Annotated in this window: 22 protein-coding genes; 4 read left to right on the top strand and 18 right to left on the bottom strand. The window is 51.9% G+C overall.

Annotated features, from left to right (window positions below):
* Nucleotides 1-50: 50 nt before the first annotated feature.
* The 5 genes from ACUTSU_RS10505 to ACUTSU_RS10485 are packed head-to-tail and all read right to left on the bottom strand — an operon-like array spanning nt 51 to nt 2563.
* Entirely contained in the window at nt 51-701 is a 651-nt protein-coding gene (locus ACUTSU_RS10505; protein WP_445654148.1) for a DUF4310 family protein, read from the bottom strand.
* Between the two features lie 11 nt (nt 702-712).
* Nucleotides 713-1489, bottom strand: a complete 777-nt coding sequence (locus tag ACUTSU_RS10500; protein ID WP_445654127.1) for a DUF4311 domain-containing protein — start codon at nt 1487-1489, stop codon at nt 713-715.
* 30 nt (nt 1490-1519) lie between these two features.
* On the bottom strand, nt 1520-1816 hold the full coding sequence (locus tag ACUTSU_RS10495; RefSeq protein WP_061807823.1) for a DUF4312 family protein: 297 nt from the start codon (nt 1814-1816) through the stop codon (nt 1520-1522).
* Complete coding sequence (locus ACUTSU_RS10490) at nt 1816-2181, bottom strand: SFCGS family glycine-rich protein (RefSeq protein ID WP_445652088.1); 366 nt, start codon at nt 2179-2181, stop codon at nt 1816-1818. The genes ACUTSU_RS10495 and ACUTSU_RS10490 overlap by 1 nt, the downstream gene beginning before the upstream one ends.
* A 34-nt stretch (nt 2182-2215) precedes the next feature.
* On the bottom strand, nt 2216-2563 hold the full coding sequence (locus ACUTSU_RS10485) for a glycine dehydrogenase (RefSeq protein WP_445654126.1): 348 nt from the start codon (nt 2561-2563) through the stop codon (nt 2216-2218).
* Between the two features lie 422 nt (nt 2564-2985).
* On the opposite strand from ACUTSU_RS10485, the gene rnk reads away from it, so the two are divergent.
* Nucleotides 2986-3396 carry a nucleoside diphosphate kinase regulator gene (gene rnk / locus ACUTSU_RS10480; protein WP_261092743.1) on the top strand — a complete coding sequence of 137 codons (411 nt, stop codon included), beginning with the start codon at nt 2986-2988 and terminating at the stop codon, nt 3394-3396.
* A gap of 57 nt (nt 3397-3453) precedes the next feature.
* Here the strand turns inward: rnk and cybC are convergent, their stop codons facing one another.
* Nucleotides 3454-3840: a cytochrome b562 gene (gene cybC / locus ACUTSU_RS10475; RefSeq protein WP_445652089.1), complete on the bottom strand. Its 387-nt coding sequence runs from the start codon at nt 3838-3840 to the stop codon at nt 3454-3456.
* 146 nt (nt 3841-3986) lie between these two features.
* Nucleotides 3987-5327 (bottom strand): metalloprotease PmbA, encoded by a 1341-nt coding sequence (pmbA, locus tag ACUTSU_RS10470; RefSeq protein WP_445652090.1) that lies wholly within the window; start codon nt 5325-5327, stop codon nt 3987-3989.
* Between the two features lie 177 nt (nt 5328-5504).
* Between pmbA and yjgA the strand changes: the two genes are divergently transcribed.
* Nucleotides 5505-6053, top strand: coding sequence for a ribosome biogenesis factor YjgA (gene yjgA, locus ACUTSU_RS10465; protein ID WP_012147082.1), 549 nt, complete (start codon nt 5505-5507; stop codon nt 6051-6053).
* A 30-nt stretch (nt 6054-6083) separates the two neighbouring features.
* Here yjgA and ACUTSU_RS10460 read toward each other — a convergent pair whose 3' ends face one another.
* The 5 genes from ACUTSU_RS10460 to aaeX all read right to left on the bottom strand — a co-directional run bounded on the left by ACUTSU_RS10460 (nt 6084) and on the right by aaeX (nt 10195).
* A complete protein-coding gene (locus ACUTSU_RS10460) occupies nt 6084-6383 on the bottom strand; it encodes a barstar family protein (protein ID WP_445652091.1) in 300 nt (99 codons plus the stop codon).
* A 5-nt stretch (nt 6384-6388) separates the two neighbouring features.
* Complete coding sequence (locus tag ACUTSU_RS10455) at nt 6389-6838, bottom strand: ribonuclease (RefSeq protein WP_445654125.1); 450 nt, start codon at nt 6836-6838, stop codon at nt 6389-6391.
* Between the two features lie 243 nt (nt 6839-7081).
* Nucleotides 7082-9049 (bottom strand): p-hydroxybenzoic acid efflux pump subunit AaeB, encoded by a 1968-nt coding sequence (gene aaeB / locus ACUTSU_RS10450; protein ID WP_445654124.1) that lies wholly within the window; start codon nt 9047-9049, stop codon nt 7082-7084.
* Nucleotides 9049-9984 (bottom strand): p-hydroxybenzoic acid efflux pump subunit AaeA, encoded by a 936-nt coding sequence (gene aaeA, locus ACUTSU_RS10445; protein ID WP_445652094.1) that lies wholly within the window; start codon nt 9982-9984, stop codon nt 9049-9051. Before aaeA ends, aaeB begins: the two co-directional genes overlap by 1 nt.
* Nucleotides 9985-9991: 7 nt before the next feature.
* Nucleotides 9992-10195, bottom strand: coding sequence for a p-hydroxybenzoic acid efflux pump operon protein AaeX (aaeX, locus tag ACUTSU_RS10440; RefSeq protein ID WP_012147087.1), 204 nt, complete (start codon nt 10193-10195; stop codon nt 9992-9994).
* Nucleotides 10196-10503: 308 nt separating this feature from the next.
* Between aaeX and aaeR the strand changes: the two genes are divergently transcribed.
* On the top strand, nt 10504-11415 hold the full coding sequence (gene aaeR, locus ACUTSU_RS10435) for an HTH-type transcriptional activator AaeR (protein ID WP_445654123.1): 912 nt from the start codon (nt 10504-10506) through the stop codon (nt 11413-11415).
* Here the strand turns inward: aaeR and ACUTSU_RS10430 are convergent.
* Nucleotides 11378-11755: a hypothetical protein gene (locus ACUTSU_RS10430; RefSeq protein WP_445652096.1), complete on the bottom strand. Its 378-nt coding sequence runs from the start codon at nt 11753-11755 to the stop codon at nt 11378-11380. The two genes, aaeR and ACUTSU_RS10430, sit on opposite strands and share 38 nt — an antisense overlap.
* The gene (locus tag ACUTSU_RS10425; protein WP_445652097.1) at nt 11752-12045 is read right to left on the bottom strand and encodes a zinc ribbon domain-containing protein; all 294 of its coding nucleotides are present in this window, start codon (nt 12043-12045) and stop codon (nt 11752-11754) included. The genes ACUTSU_RS10430 and ACUTSU_RS10425 overlap by 4 nt, the downstream gene beginning before the upstream one ends.
* A 211-nt stretch (nt 12046-12256) precedes the next feature.
* On the opposite strand from ACUTSU_RS10425, the gene uriH reads away from it, so the two are divergent.
* On the top strand, nt 12257-13201 hold the full coding sequence (gene uriH / locus ACUTSU_RS10420) for a uridine-preferring nucleoside hydrolase UriH (RefSeq protein ID WP_445652098.1): 945 nt from the start codon (nt 12257-12259) through the stop codon (nt 13199-13201).
* A gap of 137 nt (nt 13202-13338) precedes the next feature.
* Here the strand turns inward: uriH and ACUTSU_RS10415 are convergent, their stop codons facing one another.
* The 4 genes from ACUTSU_RS10415 to ACUTSU_RS10400 all read right to left on the bottom strand — a co-directional run bounded on the left by ACUTSU_RS10415 (nt 13339) and on the right by ACUTSU_RS10400 (nt 16558).
* Complete coding sequence (locus tag ACUTSU_RS10415) at nt 13339-14676, bottom strand: HEAT repeat domain-containing protein (RefSeq protein ID WP_445654122.1); 1338 nt, start codon at nt 14674-14676, stop codon at nt 13339-13341.
* 190 nt (nt 14677-14866) lie between these two features.
* Nucleotides 14867-15214 carry a hypothetical protein gene (locus ACUTSU_RS10410; protein ID WP_445654121.1) on the bottom strand — a complete coding sequence of 116 codons (348 nt, stop codon included), beginning with the start codon at nt 15212-15214 and terminating at the stop codon, nt 14867-14869.
* 276 nt (nt 15215-15490) lie between these two features.
* Nucleotides 15491-16120: a VENN motif pre-toxin domain-containing protein gene (locus tag ACUTSU_RS10405; RefSeq protein ID WP_445654120.1), complete on the bottom strand. Its 630-nt coding sequence runs from the start codon at nt 16118-16120 to the stop codon at nt 15491-15493.
* 54 nt (nt 16121-16174) lie between these two features.
* The gene (locus ACUTSU_RS10400; RefSeq protein ID WP_445654119.1) at nt 16175-16558 is read right to left on the bottom strand and encodes a hypothetical protein; all 384 of its coding nucleotides are present in this window, start codon (nt 16556-16558) and stop codon (nt 16175-16177) included.
* Between the last annotated feature and the right edge of the window lie 59 nt (nt 16559-16617).

Genomic DNA, 16617 nt, shown 5'->3' with positions numbered 1-16617 from the left:
CTTTTCAAGCAGGGGAGCGGCATGCCGCTCCCCAACAATCACAGTCGCATTTAAGCGATGGCTACCGGGAAAATAGCCCCTAACAGCATCGCCCCGAGGATCGCCCCGCCGGTGATTGGCTTATTCCAGATATAGAACAGCAGTGCCCCGAGCAATGAACCAATGCCAATCGGAATCGAGGCGGTCATCGCCGACAGGATGATCAACGGCCCCAGGAAACGACCGGAGGAGTTACCTGCGCCCATCATCACGTCCGCCCCGTAGGTGGAGTTGCTCTGGTTGATGGTAAATTTACGCGCCAGAATGATCAGGTAGCCAATCGCCAGACCTATCACCAGGCCGGTGATCAGCGAGGCGACAAAGTTGGCAACCGGGAAGATAATGCCTGCCCCGAGCAACAGTGCCGGCACTCCCAGGCCTACACCGGTCTGGATTGCACCACCAATGTCCAGGATCCCTACCAGCGAGCCTTCGATGATGCGCGCAAATAGGAAGCTGGCACCAAATGCCGCTACCGCGCCATAAATGCCGGTATCCATTCCGGCCCGCAGCATGGAAACGAAGGCCACTTCGTTAAAGGCACCGATACCGTACAGGTAGTACATGTGCGTCCCGGCGAACACGCCGGACGAGAGCAGGCCAACAAAAATCGGGAATGACCAGTCGGCATACCAGAAGCCTTTTTGGGTTTGTTCTTCCATCATCCAGCTCCTTATTTACCGCTCAGGGTATTGTGAATGGCATCCAGCCAGCCCGGCACGCCGAGGCTGAAGGACTCGAGGACTTTCATGTCGAAGCCGCGGAAGAAACCGCTCAGCACGAACAACAGCACGATCACGGCCATCATGATCTTGGTGATTTTGTTCCAGCCGCTTTCTTCCACGCCTTTACCAATCAGGATGCCCAGCACCAGACCCGGTACCGCGTTGCCCATAATCAGCTGCGCCAGGCCGCCGAAGACAGTGCCCCAGAAACCGGAGCGACGCCCGGCGTCGATAGCCGCCAGCCAGAAGATCACCGGCATCACGGTGTTCACCAGCAGGTTAGCTGCCGGCACCAACACTTTAATCGCCGTCACCTGCAGCGCAGCAGGCACTGCAGAAGCGGTGGTATTGAGGAAAGCCACCACCAACATGCCGATAATGCCGCAGGCGATAGCCATTTTTTTCGGGTCGTGCAGCGTTTGCGCCAGGTTGCGGTTCTTGACCATCAACGCTGCCGCCCCCCAGTGTGGGATGATGCGGTGGTCAACGTCCTGCGTGAAGGCCCCCGCCGCCACGGAAGACGCCCAAGCGTTGAAGAAGAAGCCCAGACCGAATGAGAAATGGGAAGCCGGATCGCCCTCGCAGGAGTTCAGCTCGCCCAAGGTACGGAAAGCGCCCATGCCCTGAGTGGTTGGGGCATGGAACATGCGCGCGGCGCCGGCCCCTACGCCAACCCCCACCAGTCCGCCGATAATAAGCGACTTAAACAAGATGATTAAAAACATCAGTATACCCTTTGATTTATGCTAACGTTTTTATTTCGTGACGAAGACAACTTTTTCTGTATTGATGATTGTCACGTTCACGGTTATTTCCAGAGATACGGAATAATTCTTTCTTTCGCGCGGCAGAAAGAAGAATAGAAACTTTTCTTTTGTTATTTTCTCTTCCGCTCTTAATACGCTGACATCCTGCGGTTCAATTCGCAGCAGAATATTACTGGTGGATTTTAATACCGCGCCCTGCACATTGGCCAAGGCAGAAGCAAAAGCTTTCGCTTTGCTGTCGCCCTTGCCCTCTACCTTTACCGACGTTGTATATTGTTCTTTCATTACGGATTGCCGTGTTTTTTAACGTAGGCCTCAACCAGCCTTTGCCCCAGCTCTTCTTTATCCATAAAACCGAAACCCAACACGGTGCAACCTTCGTTAATTGCCGTCACGCCTTCATCAATCGAGCGCATGCCGTATTTGGCTTTGTAGCCGTATTTGGTCTGAGCGGTAATGGCCCCTGCACCGCCGCTGCCGCAGAAAGAAATACCCAACTGCGCGCCTTCCGCTTTCATCACATCGCCCAGCTTCATATCTGCCGCTACGCCAGGGATAACAATGGCTTTTCCACCTGCATTCTCAATGCCCTGACCCACTTTCTGACCTTTACCCAAACGATCGCCAATCACTACGATAATCTGACCCATGGTATTTCTCCTGATTAAATTAATTCGTTAACTGCTATTGGTTATTATCTTTTGCCACTTCAAAATGGACGGAAAGCAAATAAGCCTCTTCGATCGGTAAAGTGGCAAACTGCCCCACTACCCGCTCGGCCATTTGCATTGATTCCGCCGAAATTTCATCAAACAGTGATTTATCGACTTCCGGTAATGGCTCGCCGGTTATTGAACGTAGCACCATGGCACGAATATGCGACTCCAGCATCTGTTGCTGTACCGCGTTGGTATAAATGCCCTCGGCGTTTAGCATCTCGGTAATACCTGCCAGCACCCGTTCGGTGATTTTCCCGGCCAGGCTGACATCGGGTTGCTCACTATTTTCTATCGCAACAGATCCATCATTCACTTTTCAGTACCCCTAGATCCAAACATGATTCGGTCAATTGCACGGCATCACCTGAATAACCCGCCTTCTCTGATGCCTTTACCCTAACCCCGGGAGGATTTCCTGTGTAGCCTGTTTTTTTCCAGTTGGAAGTGGAAATTCAGTGACCATCAGGGATCCATTTCGCAAAATAAGCATTTGCCAGATCATTCAATTAAATTACAAAAAGATAACACCACAAACTGTTTCCAGTTCGCCCAGCGGTGGTGAAAAGCTTCGTGATCGGGATCTCTTTCTTTTCCCCGCCTAACCGCCTACTATCGGTAAGACAATTTGACATCAACAACACCCCCGTTCCTCTGGCGCGGGGGTGTTGCTTTTGTGCTGTTTTTCCGAATTTATGGGCGCGTAACCTGCGCCCTTTGATTTGACTGGAGAGTGGAATGACCAAACCAACCATTACTATTAATGAGCTGGATGCGGAGCGCCTGGATGCACTATTGGCACAACCGGCCTTTGCCAACACCGATGTCGCCACCGCGCTGAACATCGAGCTGGATCGCGCCGAAATTCTGCCGCCATCCCAGATCCCAGCCAACGTGGTGACCATGAACAGCCGCGTGCGTTTCCGCGATCTGCATACTGCAGAAGAACACGTGCGGACGCTGGTTTACCCGGCTTCGCTGAAGGACAGCCACGAACAGCTTTCGGTAATGGCACCTTTGGGCGCAGCCCTGTTGGGGATGCACATAGGTAACCAGATTACCTGGCAGTTGCCGAACGGTGAGGAAGCTCATATCGAAGTGCTGGAACTGTTGTACCAGCCGGAAGCGGCAGGTGAATACCACCGCTAAGCGGTTATCAGGGCGGTATCCTGCCGCCCTTTCTGTGCCCTGCCTTGTCCGAAAACCTTAACGGAACTTCTTGTGGTTGGCGTCGCGGGTTTGCTTGAAGCCCTGCGCAACCTGTTTGGCTTCGGCCAGCTTGCCCTGATTAGCCAGCGCCAGCGACTGATCTATCTGGCCGATCAGCGTATCCAGCCCGTGGTGGAAATCTTTTATCTCTGGGCTATCGTTGGCCTTGTCTTCCATTTTTGGCGGCTTGCTTTGCTTGGCATCCACTGCCGCAGCACGCATATTCTGCAAGCTTTGTTTGAGGGTATCGGTGGAGTCGGTGCTCAGCACCTTTTTGTAATTGCCTGCGATGGTATCCATATCGTCGGCCAGATCGGCCGCGACCGCCAGTGAACTGGCACCCAGCAGCGTCAATGCCATAAGCGCTTTCAATTTGTTCGACATGCTTGCTCACCTTCCAGTTATTGTTTTATTTGACCCAGCCTAAACATAGGCAAAGGAGCGGAAAATCAAAACCAGAGATTTGTAAGCAAGGTTAAAACGGGGAAGTGATGCGGCTGGCAATCGGAGCGGCCAGCCGTAAGCCAGGTTTACTGACCGGCAATTTTCATGTCCGGCAACAACACGGAACCACACTGGATGTTGCTGCGGGTTTCGATGTCGCTGCCCACGCTGACAATGTTGCGCAGCATATCCTTGAGGTTGCCGGCGATGGTGATCTCGCTGACCGGATACTGGATCTCGCCGTTTTCCACCCAAAAACCGGCGGCGCCACGCGAGTAGTCACCGGTGATACCGCTAACGCCCTGGCCCATCAGTTCGGTCACCACCAGGCCCCTGCCCAGTTGCTTCAGCATGCCGGCAAAGTCATTACCCTGCCCGGCAATGCGCCAGTTGTGAATACCGCCTGCGTGCCCGGTGCTGTGCATACCGAGCTTGCGGGCCGCATAGCTGGTCAGCAGCCAGGTTTGCAGTACGCCATCTTTAACGATGTCGCGCCGTTGGGTGCGTACGCCTTCGCTGTCGAACGGCGTGGAAGCCAGACCTTTCAGTAGGTGCGGGTGTTCTTCAATGGTCAGCCATTCCGGCAGGATCTGCTTGCCCAAAGAATCCAGCAGGAAAGTGGATTTACGGTAAACGCTGCTGCCACTGATGGCGCCAACCAAATGCCCGAACAGGCCGGTCGCCACCTCGGAAGCAAACAGCACCGGGGCGGTCATGGTAGACAGCTTGCGCGGCGCCAGGCGCGACAGCGTGCGACGGGCACATTCCTGCCCCACCCATTCAGGGCTTTCCAGATCGCCCATCGCACGACCGATGGTATAGGCGTAGTCGCGCTCCATATCACCATCCTGCTCAGCAATCACGCAGCTCGACAGCGAGTGCCGGCTGGAACAGTAGCTTTGCAGCATGCCATGACTGTTGCCGAACACCTTGATGCCGTAGTGGCTGTTAAAACTGCCGCCTTCAGTATTGGTGATGCGCTTGTCAGCCGCCAGCGAAGCCTGCTCTGCGCGAGCAGCCAATTCGATACCGCGTTCGGCGTCCAGTTCTGCCGGATGGAACAGATCCAAGTCCGGTGCTTCAAACGCCAACAGGTCCTTTTCCGCCGGGCCGGCGTTCGGATCTACCGAGGTGTAACGCGCAATATCCAGCGCCGCCTGCACGGTGCGGGCAATGGCATCCGGGCTGAGATCGGTGGAAGAAGCGCTGCCTTTGCGTTGCTGGTGATAGACGGTAATGCCCAACGCGCCATCGCTGTTGAACTCAACGTTCTCCACTTCGCCAAAGCGAGTGCTGACGCTGATACCGGTAGATTTGGTCACGGCAACTTCTGCCGCATCAGAACTGGCGCGCGCCAGTTCCAAAGCCTGTGAAACGGCCTGTTCCAGCGCCTTGCGCTGCTGTGCAACTTGAGTGACTACTTTCATCAATCTGCCATACTTAATCAGAAAATCGTTGAGAAAAGTGCCGTGGCGGCGTGGTTACGCGCGGAGTCACGCGCAAAAAACATGAGATTTATGCTTTTGAGTCTAACAGGAACCGCGTGGAATTTCGCATAAAGCCGGCAACCTGTTAGGATTAGCCTCTTTTTAACGGAGCCTACCATGAATAAACAGCCTGAAGACTGGCTCGACGATGTCCCGGAGAACATTGACGAGGAAGATGACGAGATTATCTGGGTCAGTAAAAGTGAAATTAAACGTGATGCCGAAGCGCTGAAAGACCTGGGCGTTGAACTGGTCGAGCTGGGCAAGAACGCGCTGGAACGCATCCCGCTGGATGAAGATTTGCGCGCTGCGATTGATCTGGCACAGAAAATCAAAAAAGAAGGTCGCCGCCGTCAGCTGCAGCTGATTGGCAAGATGTTGCGCGCCCGCGACGTAGAGCCGATTCAGACCGCGCTCGACAAACTGAAGAACCGCCATAACCAACAGGTTTCGCTGTTCCACAAGCTGGAAGCATTACGTGACCGCCTGGTCGAAGAAGGTGATGACGCGATCCCGCCGATTTTGGCGTTGTATCCGGAAGCCGATCGCCAGCAGCTGCGCTCACTGGTGCGTAACGCACAGAAAGAGAAAGCCGCTAACAAGCCGCCGAAAGCCTACCGTCAAATCTTCCAGTACCTGCGCGATCTGGCCGAGACTGCAGAATGATCGCCGCCGTCACCACGGGATGAACCCAGTTCATCCCCGGTGATGTGCAGGTTCACCGCTACTTTCACGGATATTGAAACGCAGGCTGCCTTCCAGCTCTTCCTCCGCCTCTTCAAACAACAGGATTATCGCGCCAAAGCGACGTTTGCTGCGGGCATTGAGATGGGTGAATTCTATCTCCACCGGCAAACCGATGTCCGCCGTCACCACATCCCAAAGTGCATCCAGATTGGCACCAAACGGCTCATCCAGCGCAAACTTTTGCGCGAAGTCGCGGTAAAAAGCCGGCAAATCGTTAATCTGATTAAAATCGAACTCTACTTTTACCATCAAGCTCACTCCACCCGAATGAAGTTTTTATAATGGTCACGCGTGACAAAAATCAGGCCGTCGCTGGAATACAGCAAACGATCGCCGCCGCGCCGGCCGCATTGATAATTGATATCCGCCTCACGCCATACCCGACTGCGGGCCGTGGGCAGTTGCCCTTCACGGTTTGAGAAACGATCGCCGCCAATCGCTTTGCCCGGCAACACCGAACACAGATTACCGTTACGTGCATCCCACCCCTGTTCACGCGCCTGCTTCTTGGTGATGTAATAGTCCGGCAGCCGCTGGTGCTGCTGCAGATAGCTCACCACCCTTTGCTGCTGCGTCAGTTGGTCAATACTCTGACCTTCGGCCACCGCCGGTACGTTGGCAATCACCCGATCGCTACTGCGCAGTGCATTAAAACCGGCTATCACAACGGCGATAACAATCGCCACGAGGATCCGCTTGTTCATTGCTGTCCCTGATTTATGGCCGACAGGGGTGCATCAGCACCCATGCTGGTTGGATTTATAGATGAAAAGGATGAAGCAGAGATGACTGGCTTGTAACGTTTTCACTTCAGGGAAAGCGCGCCGAACAACCTGCATCACCCGTTCAAGCTAATTATGCCATTTTGCAGCCGGTCAGGCACTCAGTGCAACTCTGAAACGGGGCTATCTCAGGCAAGTATAGCCCCGGCAAGAATATTTGAGGTATTAGTCAATCAGGGCGTGGCGGTAGCGATACAGCATGTCGGCCAGACGTTTTACCGGCCCGGTGACGCTGAGCGGAGCCTGATAATCCACCAGTTTCTGCTGATAATCGTTCATTTCGCTCAACAACCGATCGTAATAATAAGCACGTTTTACGTCGTTTTTCGCCGAGACCATGTGGTCGGCGGTATTGCGGATCTGCTTATGGAAAGCCGAAAGCTCCTCGCTAACTGGGATCTCAGCTCGCTGCATACGCTGGTGAGCAATAATCAGGTTCAGCGCCAATCGGTACTTGGCAATATCGTTCGGGAACATCATCAGCAACTGATTCAACTGCTGATACAGCGCAGGCAGGTGGTTTTGCTGACGGCGTGAGGCCTTGGTGGTCAGCGCAGATACCGCACTGCCGACAAACTGGTTCAGCAGCGTGCGACCAGTGCGTTCACGCGAGTTATCGCGAATCAGCAGCAGCACCATCAGGCCCACACAGCTGCCGAGGAACTGGCCGAGTGCACCATCGAGGAACTGCGTGACGTTGAACTCCATCGGGTTGCTCAATACCAGAATATTGATGGTCCCCGCCAGCAGGCCGAGCGAACCCAACCGCCGTTTTTGTACTTCGATACCGATGAAAAACGCCAGCAGGCCCAGGCTGAGGCACAGCAGTAAAATACTTTGCTGCGTCGCCGGCAGGATCACCATAAAGTACAGTGAGCCGACCGGGATCGCCGCCAGCATGCCCAGTATAAAGTCCATCGCCACCATGCGCGGTGCCGGGGTGCGCATCGCCAAGGAGGTGATCACCGCAATGATCACCATAAAGCCGCTGCCGGAGGTCCAGCCGGTCCACAGCCACAGCAGGCTGCCAAAAGCCGTCGCCACAAAGGTACGCAGGCCGTTAATCATCGCGTGGTGGCCTTCCGCCGAGGTCGGTTTAACCACCACCTCACTGCTCAACACCCCTTCTTCTACCGAACTGATGCTGCTGTTGGTATGTACACCTTTGGCCAGCAGCAGGTAGCGAGTGGCCGCCCCTACCCAACTGGTGATGGTTACTAATGTCTCGTCGGTACGGTTGGTCGTCAGCACCTGCCGCAACAACTTCATGCGTTTATGGATTTCCTGCGGCGTTTGGGCCGGTACCATCAGCAACTCACGAACATTTTCTTTCAGCGCATCCGGGTGATTCAACAGGATTAAATAGGTCTCGCAGGCCTGGGTAATCAAGGTTAGCGAAAGCGTATGCAGCGCCAGAATACGGCGATTCGCCTTTTGCCAGCGTGATGACTCCATCATCAGGTTACTGCGCATACCGTTCAGCGCAGTGGTACTCTTCACCAAATTGCTCCAGGCGCAGTCGATATCTTCTTTCTCAGCATTGCTGATGCACATCTGCATCAACAGGTACTGATCCACCAGCAGTTTATCCACCACCCGATCGATATCCTGTTTGATTGAGCGCGGCGAGAACAGCAAGTCCGCCAGCACGGCGCTGACGATCCCCAGCACGATCTCGCTGCAGCGCTCAATAGCGAACTGCGGCGCTTCCAGCAGATGCGCTTCACTGCTGGCAACGGTGACAATAATGATCAGCGCGGTATAACCCGCCAGGCCCCAGGCATAGGAGTTTTCAACTTTAACCAGGGAGGAGAGCCAGGTACAAAAGCCGGCCCAGATGCAGCACAGCAACAACATCACCACCGGTGCACGCGCCGTAGTAACGATAATCGCTATGCCGACAAAGCAGCCGATAAATGTGCCGATAATACGCAGCCAACCGCGATGGCGAATAGCACCGGAAAAAGGCTCGCCGCCCGCGGCAAAGGCCGTGCCGGCGGCCACGATGGCGGCGGTCATCGCCGACCAGCGTGGGGTTTCCAGATTGAGATGGAAGCCGACGAACAACGCAAACACCACCGCAAAACTAAGTTTGAAGGCAAATCTCAGCCGGATAAAAGTTGGGTTATTCATTAACCGAACTCACGCAGCCGATGCATCAAGCGAACAAAAGGCGAGCCGCTGTCGGTAGCACGGTCATTCTTACCGGTGATCACCACGGTGGCGGTGGTGCCCGCCGGGTACGGGTGCAATTGGTCTTTGTCATCCAGCAGGATTTTCACCGGCACGCGCTGCGCCAGACGCACCCACTCCAGGTTACTGTCGATCGACGCCAGCCCTTTGCTGTTCACGGTGCTGCTGCTGTTGTTGACGGCGGCAGCCAAGCTATCGACGGTGCCATGCATAATACGGTTGCTACCCAGCGGGGTGATTTCCGCACGGTCGCCTTTGTTCAGGCCATTGAGCTTGGTTTCTTCCAGATAGGCCAGAATGTAGAAGCTGTTTTTCTTCACCAACGCCACGGCGACTGAACCCCGGGTGATGTATTCACCGGCATGCACGTTCAGGTTGGTGATCCACCCGTCGGCCGGTGCGCGCACCGTGGTCCGTTCCAGATCCAATTTAGCCAGTTCACGGGTCGCTACGGCCTTCGCCAACTGATGTTCTACGGTTTGCAAAACGTTATTCGCCTGGTCGATCTCTTCCTGCGACATCGCCTGCACACCGAGGCGCACACGGCGGCCGGCTTCACGTCTTTTTTCTGCCGCCAGCGTCTGGTAGTAGGCGACATCGGCATTGGCTTGCGCCAGTGCCTGTTGGTAGCGCGGCTGGTCGATAACCAACAGCACCTGCCCTTTCTTCACCAGTTGGTTATCCACCAGAGGAACATCGGTCAACAGACCAGTGACGTCCGGAGCAATTGCCACCACGTCAGCGGTAAACTTGGCGTCACGCGTCCAGGGGGATTCGGTGTAAAACACCCAGGCCTTGAATATGGCAACGATCCCCAGCAGGACCAGAATCAGAGTGATCGCGATCCGGGCTATTTTTATTGAAAAATTTTTCACAGCGACCTCAAACGAAAAGACAGGTAATCAGATAGAACAAACAGCAGTACAGCGCGGTATTAAACAGCGCTGGATGCCAGACAAAATCGTAAATCCCGGTGGGTTGCAGCAGGCGGCGCAGCAAAAAAAACAGCGCCAGCGAGAGCAGCAACTCAAAAAATATTGGGGGAAAAGACAGTCCGAAAATGACCATAACCGGAAGCAAACTCATTAATTTTTCCTTATCACTCACTGCGCCGGGCGTTAAGAACTCTATCCATTCACATTCTCTTTACATTTTAGCGGACACGCACCACAAATTCTGGCCCAGACAGGTCAGGAACCTGAAATAAGAGTAAACTCTGGAGCGTACATCCGCGATAGGGACTGCGAGGATATCGGAGGGATCGGCCACCATGGCGCTGCCGATCGCACTCGCGCGTTAGTAAGGTCTTTTCACCCGACCTGTTTATATTAGCGTGCTTACTATCAAGTCATCAACAATCTGTGATCTAAATCACTTTTAAGCCAGAGTGAATAATGGAAAGACTAAAACGGATGTCGGTATTCGCCAAAGTGGTTGAATGCGGGTCATTTACTGCGGCAGCGCGCCAGTTGGATATGAGCGTTTCATCTATCAGCCAGACCGTCTCCAAACTGGAGAATGAGCTGCAGGTCAAGCTGCTCAACCGCAGTACGCGCAGCATTGGCCTGACGGAGGCCGGAAAAATCTATTATCAGGGCTGTCGCCGCATGCTGCTGGAAGCCAGCGAAGTGCATGAGCAGCTGTACGCGTTTAACAATACGCCGACCGGCACGCTGCGTATTGGTAGCTCGTCCACCATGGCGCAAAACGTGCTGGCAACCATGACTGCCGATATGCTGAAAGAGTACCCCGGCCTGACGGTGAACCTGGTAACCGGCATCCCGGCACCGGATCTGATCGCCGACGGGTTGGATGTGGTGATCCGCACCGGTGCGCTGCAGGATTCCAGCCTGTTCTCCAAACGCCTGGGTTCAATGCCGATGGTGGTGTGCGCCGCCAAAAGCTATCTCAGCCAACACGGCACGCCACTAAAACCCAGCGATATGGTCAATTTTTCCTGGCTGGAATACAGCGTGCGACCAGATAGCGAGTTCGAGCTGATCGCGCCAGAAGGCATCAGCACGCGCATCTCACCGCAGGGGCGTTTCGTCACCAACGATTCACAAACCATGATCCGCTGGCTGAAAGCCGGAGCGGGTATCGCCTATGCCCCGCTAATGTGGGTGATCGAGGAGATCAAACGCGGAGAGATCGAGATCCTGTTCAAAAACTATCATTCGGATCCTCGCCCGGTGTACGCGGTGTACACCGAGAAAGATAAGCTGCCGCTCAAGGTGCAGGTGTGCATCAATTATCTGACCGAGTACTTTAAGCGCGTGGGGGAAGTCTATCAGGGCTATCGCTGAGCAGCACACGACCCGCCAAGGCGCCAAGCACCAGTAATGCCAGCATGCCCAGTCCCCAGATTAACCAGACGGCATACTTCACCCAGGTGAGCAGCAGTGGGAAAGACCCGACCAGCCAGTTCCCCAGTTGCTGCAACTGCGGCAGCCAAGTGTCCAATAGCGCCTGTGGCACCAGGCTGAGCACCCCGGTAAGCTGCGGTGCCAACTGCGCCGAACCGTTCTGCGCCAGCCCCATTAGTGCGGGCAACCAGCCCAATACGCCAGAAACCCCCCAGGCCAGCAGCGTCCATAACGCCATTGCCGCCAACAGCACGGCCACACTCCATCCACGTTTTGTCATGGTTGCCCTCCAGTAGTATTAACTGCCTTGCCGCATTGCTGGCAAAAACGGCTACCTGGCGGCAAGGGAGCGGAACATCCGCTGCATTGTGCCACCGCCGTCTCAAAAGGCTGACCACAACGATGGCAATAACGGGCACCTGGCTTGTTAGGTGCCTGACATTGCAGGCATTGCGGCCCCTGATCGCCGTGCTGATTATAACGGTTGCCATGGTGGCCACTGCGATGCCCTGAGCGTTGATGCCCGCCGCCAATACCGCCTTGCCCCAAGAGCTTTTTCAACAGGCTCATCGCCTTCTCCTCTTTGCTTTACGCCGGGTGACAGAATAAACCCTGGAGTAAACTCCAGGGTAAAGCACAGCGAGAGATATTTACGTTTAATTACACCGCCATACCAGCAACGCTTTGATGTGGTTAACAAAAAGCATTATCGGTCATTACCCCGCCGGCTAGCGTTGCGCTATGCTGCGGTGACCTCTCCCTGCATCAGGAACAAATAACAATGAAAAAAATCATACTGGACTGCGATCCGGGACATGACGATGCGATCGCCATGCTGCTGGCCTGGGGTAACCCACAGATCGATCTGTTGGCCGTGACCACCGTGGTGGGCAACCAAACGCTGGATAAGGTCACTCGCAATGCGCTGGCCGTCGCGCGCATCGCCAATATTACCGGTGTGCCCTTTGCTGCCGGCTGCCCACGCCCGCTGGTACGCCAGATAGAAGTCGCACCCGATATCCATGGCGAATCCGGCCTAGATGGCCCGGTGTTACCGGAGCCAACGCTGACGCTGGAACCCTGCCACGCGGTAGATCTGATCATCGATACCATCATGGCTCACCCGCCGGGCAGCGTGACGCTGGTACCGACCGGCGGCCTCACCAACATTGCCATGGCAGTACGCAAAGAACCACGCATTGCTGACCGGGTGAAGGAAGTGGTGCTGATGGGCGGCGGTTACCACGTGGGCAACTGGAGCGCGGTGGCCGAATTTAATATCAAGATCGATCCGGAAGCAGCACACATCGTATTCAATGAAAAGTGGCCGCTGACCATGGTCGGGCTAGATCTGACCCATCAGGCACTCGCCACGCCAGAAGTCTGTGCCCGCATTGCCGATATCCAAACCGGACCGGCCAGATTTGTCGGCGAACTGCTTGATTTCTTTGGCAAGATGTATCAACAGGCGCAGGGCTTTAGCGCCCCGCCAGTACACGATCCTTGCGCGGTGGCCTATGTGATTGACCCCGAAGTGATGACTGTACGTAAAGTCCCGGTAGATATCGAACTGACCGGCACCCTGACGCTGGGTATGACGGTGGCCGACTTCCGCGCCGCGCCGCCGCCGGACTGCCACACCCAGGTGGCGGTAAAACTGGATCAGGATAAGTTTTGGGATTTGGTGGTGAATGCACTGGAGAGGATTGGGGAAGTGAGGGTTTAAGCTGCGGCGTATAAGGCAGGTAATAGTAAGGCGGCAGGCCGGGTAGCTTTTGGATTGCCGCCCGGCCTGGGTTTATCGCGGAGAAGGAACTAAATAGCTTAATACTAAAATAAATCATACTACAATCAGGCTTAGCATTAATCCAAAAAAAACACGACCTTATTATTAACTAATGGAATATTTATTTTATCGACAAGAGTTTTTAATTTGATTTTTTGTGAATGTGAAGGTTGGATACCAGAAAAATTATAATTTTCACTCCAGTGATTAATTTGTATTTTGGTGAAGTCAATATCATATTTATTTATATTTTCAAGAATTAAAATCAAGTTATCCCATTTATTTAAAGCACGAGCCATAGAATAATAAATAGGTATGTGTGACGGTGAGGGTGATTTATCTAACAGTCTTTGTACATCTATGTGGTTAAAGACTATTTTCTCTTTAATAATCAAATTCAAGGATAATTTTACAATTCCAATAAGTGGATGACTCATTGATTCAAATAATAAGCCGCTTGCAGCAGCTCCCTTATTTTGAGCTATAATCTTTAATGATGTCATATAAACACCAATAAAATTTGAATCTAAATTATTTTCTGTAATCTCTATAATTTTACCATATCGATGTTCGTTCAGTGCACAAAGTGCAACCCTCCTCTTTGCTACACTATTTGATGAATTATTAAAAACATCAAGATAGAAAGAGACCACATCAAATTGATTGTTCGCAATTAGTTTATGTATCCTTGATCGTACAAGAGAGTTTTTATCAAGTAGTAATCTAAAACAGAGATCTTCAGGCACTCTCAACATATTATTAATCATGTATTGTAAGACAAGCTGTTTTATAGGAGAGAAAGAGTCAATGAGCATAACTCTGATATAATTCTCTTTATTATCACAACCACTATCCAATTTATATTCAGTTGCTCTCATTCTGACAATAGGATTGGGATGTAACATAGCTTGCTCAAAAATAAAATCAAGCGGAAATAGACTTTTATTTACTAACATACACAGTGATCTTTCAGCAACGACTTTATCAGGTGAAGATAAACCATTCAGTAAAGCATACTTATTTTCTTCACTAGATAAAAAATCCATGACTTTAAAAACAAATAGACTATGGTCATCGCGTTGGCATTCTAATAGCCAAATTAGATGCGGTAGACATTTAACAAACTCGGCGGCGTTAGTACTCACCAGCAACCTTTCAATACTCTGTCTTGCCGATTTTCTCACTGGCTCTGCCCAATCATTTGTACGATTAATAAGTTCAGGCAAGGCAGAAACATCACGAATTAAACCAAGGCATAAAACAGCTATTTCTCGTATATGTCCATTATAGTGCCTAGTCAACTCTTTAAGATGTCCTTTACTATATAATTTATAATTACTCTTAGACCAAAAGTAATTTTCCTTTTCTGCTAATAATTTTCCCAACTTAATATATAAAAAATATTCTGAAGCCATTTATATTTACCTACCATGGTAATAAAAACCCCGTTATTTTCACAAAGTTCCACTTATTAATACTACAAGGAACATTGCATCGACGTAACTTAAACATTTCATTTTTCACACTTATACTTCGCCGCCTTCAGGCCATAGATATCACCTTGCTTATGGGGAGAGATAACGGCGAGGTGATTATCGGTGGCGACTAGCTTACCGCGTCCGGGATCACCGATACGGAACCGCAGGAGATCACCGCCGCACCCGGTATAATCCCGATTGCCGCAACCAGATAATCCAGCGCGCTTTGCGCCTCCGCAAAGCTCTTGATATCCCCAACCACCGGCACAAAATCCGCACCAAACGAAGCCATACCCTTCAACTCTTCACGGCGCTGATTGTACATCTTCACCGAGCAGGCTTCCGCGCTCATTCCGGCACAGTTTTGCTGCTTATAGCGCTCGTTCTCTGCGTCGACACGCTCTGCGGCGACCTGTTGAGGAGTTTTGCCCTGCGACGCAGCGTCAACAACATCACTCAGCGAGTTATTCTCCACAACAATCGCGTGAGTTGGGACTGTTATGCTACCGGTATCTTTTTTTGCTGTAGTGCTGATAGTAAATCCACCAACACCCTATTGCTATCAAAGAACCTGCGAAAGATGCCGCTTTGACATACTTGAGCAAATCATTGCTAAGCAATTCAAACGGCACATCGTACATAACCATAAAAAGTAGTCTTATCACACTGTATAACAGCACTACAAAAACGTTCATAGCCAAAATGCATGAAATAAGAAGATAAATGAAAACTAACAGACTTCTTTTGAAGGTCATTTTTCATTCCCCTTCAATTTTTCAACATCTACTTTACCAGCCTGGTCATTTATTATTTCGGTGCCTAAACTGGCTCCAGCATTGCCGAAGGCTCCGGACAATGGATCTATCGACAATGGTTTGGATATTCCCATACCAACATCAGTCCAGATCCAGTCTTTCCATGGCTTCATTGGATTTAAAACTTTATCAAGTGGCAACTCAACCAGTTTACCAACACCATAGCCCAGCCCAGACGCCGCCCCACTGATAGTGCCACCTTTCAACGGATCATCTCCTTTAAGGTAGCTGGACGTAGCACTACTACCTGCATTTACTGCCATAGTGCCCCACAACCCAGTTCCTGCCGTGAATGCACCTGTCCAGTAACCGAGGATTACATCATTAGGATTCACTTCACCATTAATCAATAAGCCCACACCAGCATTAGCTCCCGCCCCTATCAGGCTTGTCGTTGCAGCAGCTCCAGGCAACAGCGGCCAGGCCATCGCGCTACTTACCGCAACAACCATCGTCTGGCATGATACTGGCGTACCTCCACTACAAGCTTCCTTAATGGCAGCCTGTTGTTCTGCCTGCCATTTCTCAATAGTTCCGGGTTTGTTCTTCTCAGCCGCCGCCAGCACATTGGCTAGGCCATTATTCTCCCCCCCGACCAATGGTCGGGGTTGGGGTTGTAATCAATTACTTACTGATATTGAAGGACTAACGGAGGCTAAAATATCTATAACATCGTCTACAGTTGAGAGCATATAATGAGCAACTTCGTCATGCACATTACCACTTTGTTCATTAAACCATTCTAGATACTTAGAATTTTCAACGAGATAAAGACCAGTAAGCATCTCCCCTTTCTGCTCTTCCTGCATTTTTAGCAGGTCACCTTCATCTGTCACTCGGAAAGAATAAATCCAGTCGAACAACACCTTCACTTTACTGCCTTCTTCGTTATCCCCAGAAGACAAAATTAGTTCAAGGGAACCAGAGGAGTATCGAAAATCCTCTAGTTGACTATTTTGAAGGGAGCCTTCAGTAAGAAGAACTTTATTCAGTTTTTCAGTCATATATGATTACTCGTCATACCTAAACTTGATCCTATTCTTACCAGACTGGATCTCTAATG

This window comes from Serratia sp. NA_13, from assembly GCF_052691735.1.
This window is presented reverse-complemented; position numbering and strand designations above follow the sequence as displayed.

Coding starts and splice junctions, on each gene's coding strand:
- ACUTSU_RS10505 (WP_445654148.1), bottom strand. CDS start 701: ATGGAAGAACAAACCCAAAAAGGCTTCTGGTATGCCGACTGGTCATTC.
- ACUTSU_RS10500 (WP_445654127.1), bottom strand. CDS start 1,489: ATGTTTTTAATCATCTTGTTTAAGTCGCTTATTATCGGCGGACTGGTG.
- ACUTSU_RS10495 (WP_061807823.1), bottom strand. CDS start 1,816: ATGAAAGAACAATATACAACGTCGGTAAAGGTAGAGGGCAAGGGCGAC.
- ACUTSU_RS10490 (WP_445652088.1), bottom strand. CDS start 2,181: ATGGGTCAGATTATCGTAGTGATTGGCGATCGTTTGGGTAAAGGTCAG.
- rnk (WP_261092743.1), top strand. CDS start 2,986: ATGACCAAACCAACCATTACTATTAATGAGCTGGATGCGGAGCGCCTG.
- cybC (WP_445652089.1), bottom strand. CDS start 3,840: ATGTCGAACAAATTGAAAGCGCTTATGGCATTGACGCTGCTGGGTGCC.
- pmbA (WP_445652090.1), bottom strand. CDS start 5,327: ATGAAAGTAGTCACTCAAGTTGCACAGCAGCGCAAGGCGCTGGAACAG.
- yjgA (WP_012147082.1), top strand. CDS start 5,505: ATGAATAAACAGCCTGAAGACTGGCTCGACGATGTCCCGGAGAACATT.
- ACUTSU_RS10460 (WP_445652091.1), bottom strand. CDS start 6,383: ATGGTAAAAGTAGAGTTCGATTTTAATCAGATTAACGATTTGCCGGCT.
- ACUTSU_RS10455 (WP_445654125.1), bottom strand. CDS start 6,838: ATGAACAAGCGGATCCTCGTGGCGATTGTTATCGCCGTTGTGATAGCC.
- aaeB (WP_445654124.1), bottom strand. CDS start 9,049: ATGAATAACCCAACTTTTATCCGGCTGAGATTTGCCTTCAAACTTAGT.
- aaeX (WP_012147087.1), bottom strand. CDS start 10,195: ATGAGTTTGCTTCCGGTTATGGTCATTTTCGGACTGTCTTTTCCCCCA.
- aaeR (WP_445654123.1), top strand. CDS start 10,504: ATGGAAAGACTAAAACGGATGTCGGTATTCGCCAAAGTGGTTGAATGC.
- ACUTSU_RS10430 (WP_445652096.1), bottom strand. CDS start 11,755: ATGACAAAACGTGGATGGAGTGTGGCCGTGCTGTTGGCGGCAATGGCG.
- ACUTSU_RS10425 (WP_445652097.1), bottom strand. CDS start 12,045: ATGAGCCTGTTGAAAAAGCTCTTGGGGCAAGGCGGTATTGGCGGCGGG.
- uriH (WP_445652098.1), top strand. CDS start 12,257: ATGAAAAAAATCATACTGGACTGCGATCCGGGACATGACGATGCGATC.
- ACUTSU_RS10415 (WP_445654122.1), bottom strand. CDS start 14,676: ATGGCTTCAGAATATTTTTTATATATTAAGTTGGGAAAATTATTAGCA.
- ACUTSU_RS10400 (WP_445654119.1), bottom strand. CDS start 16,558: ATGACTGAAAAACTGAATAAAGTTCTTCTTACTGAAGGCTCCCTTCAA.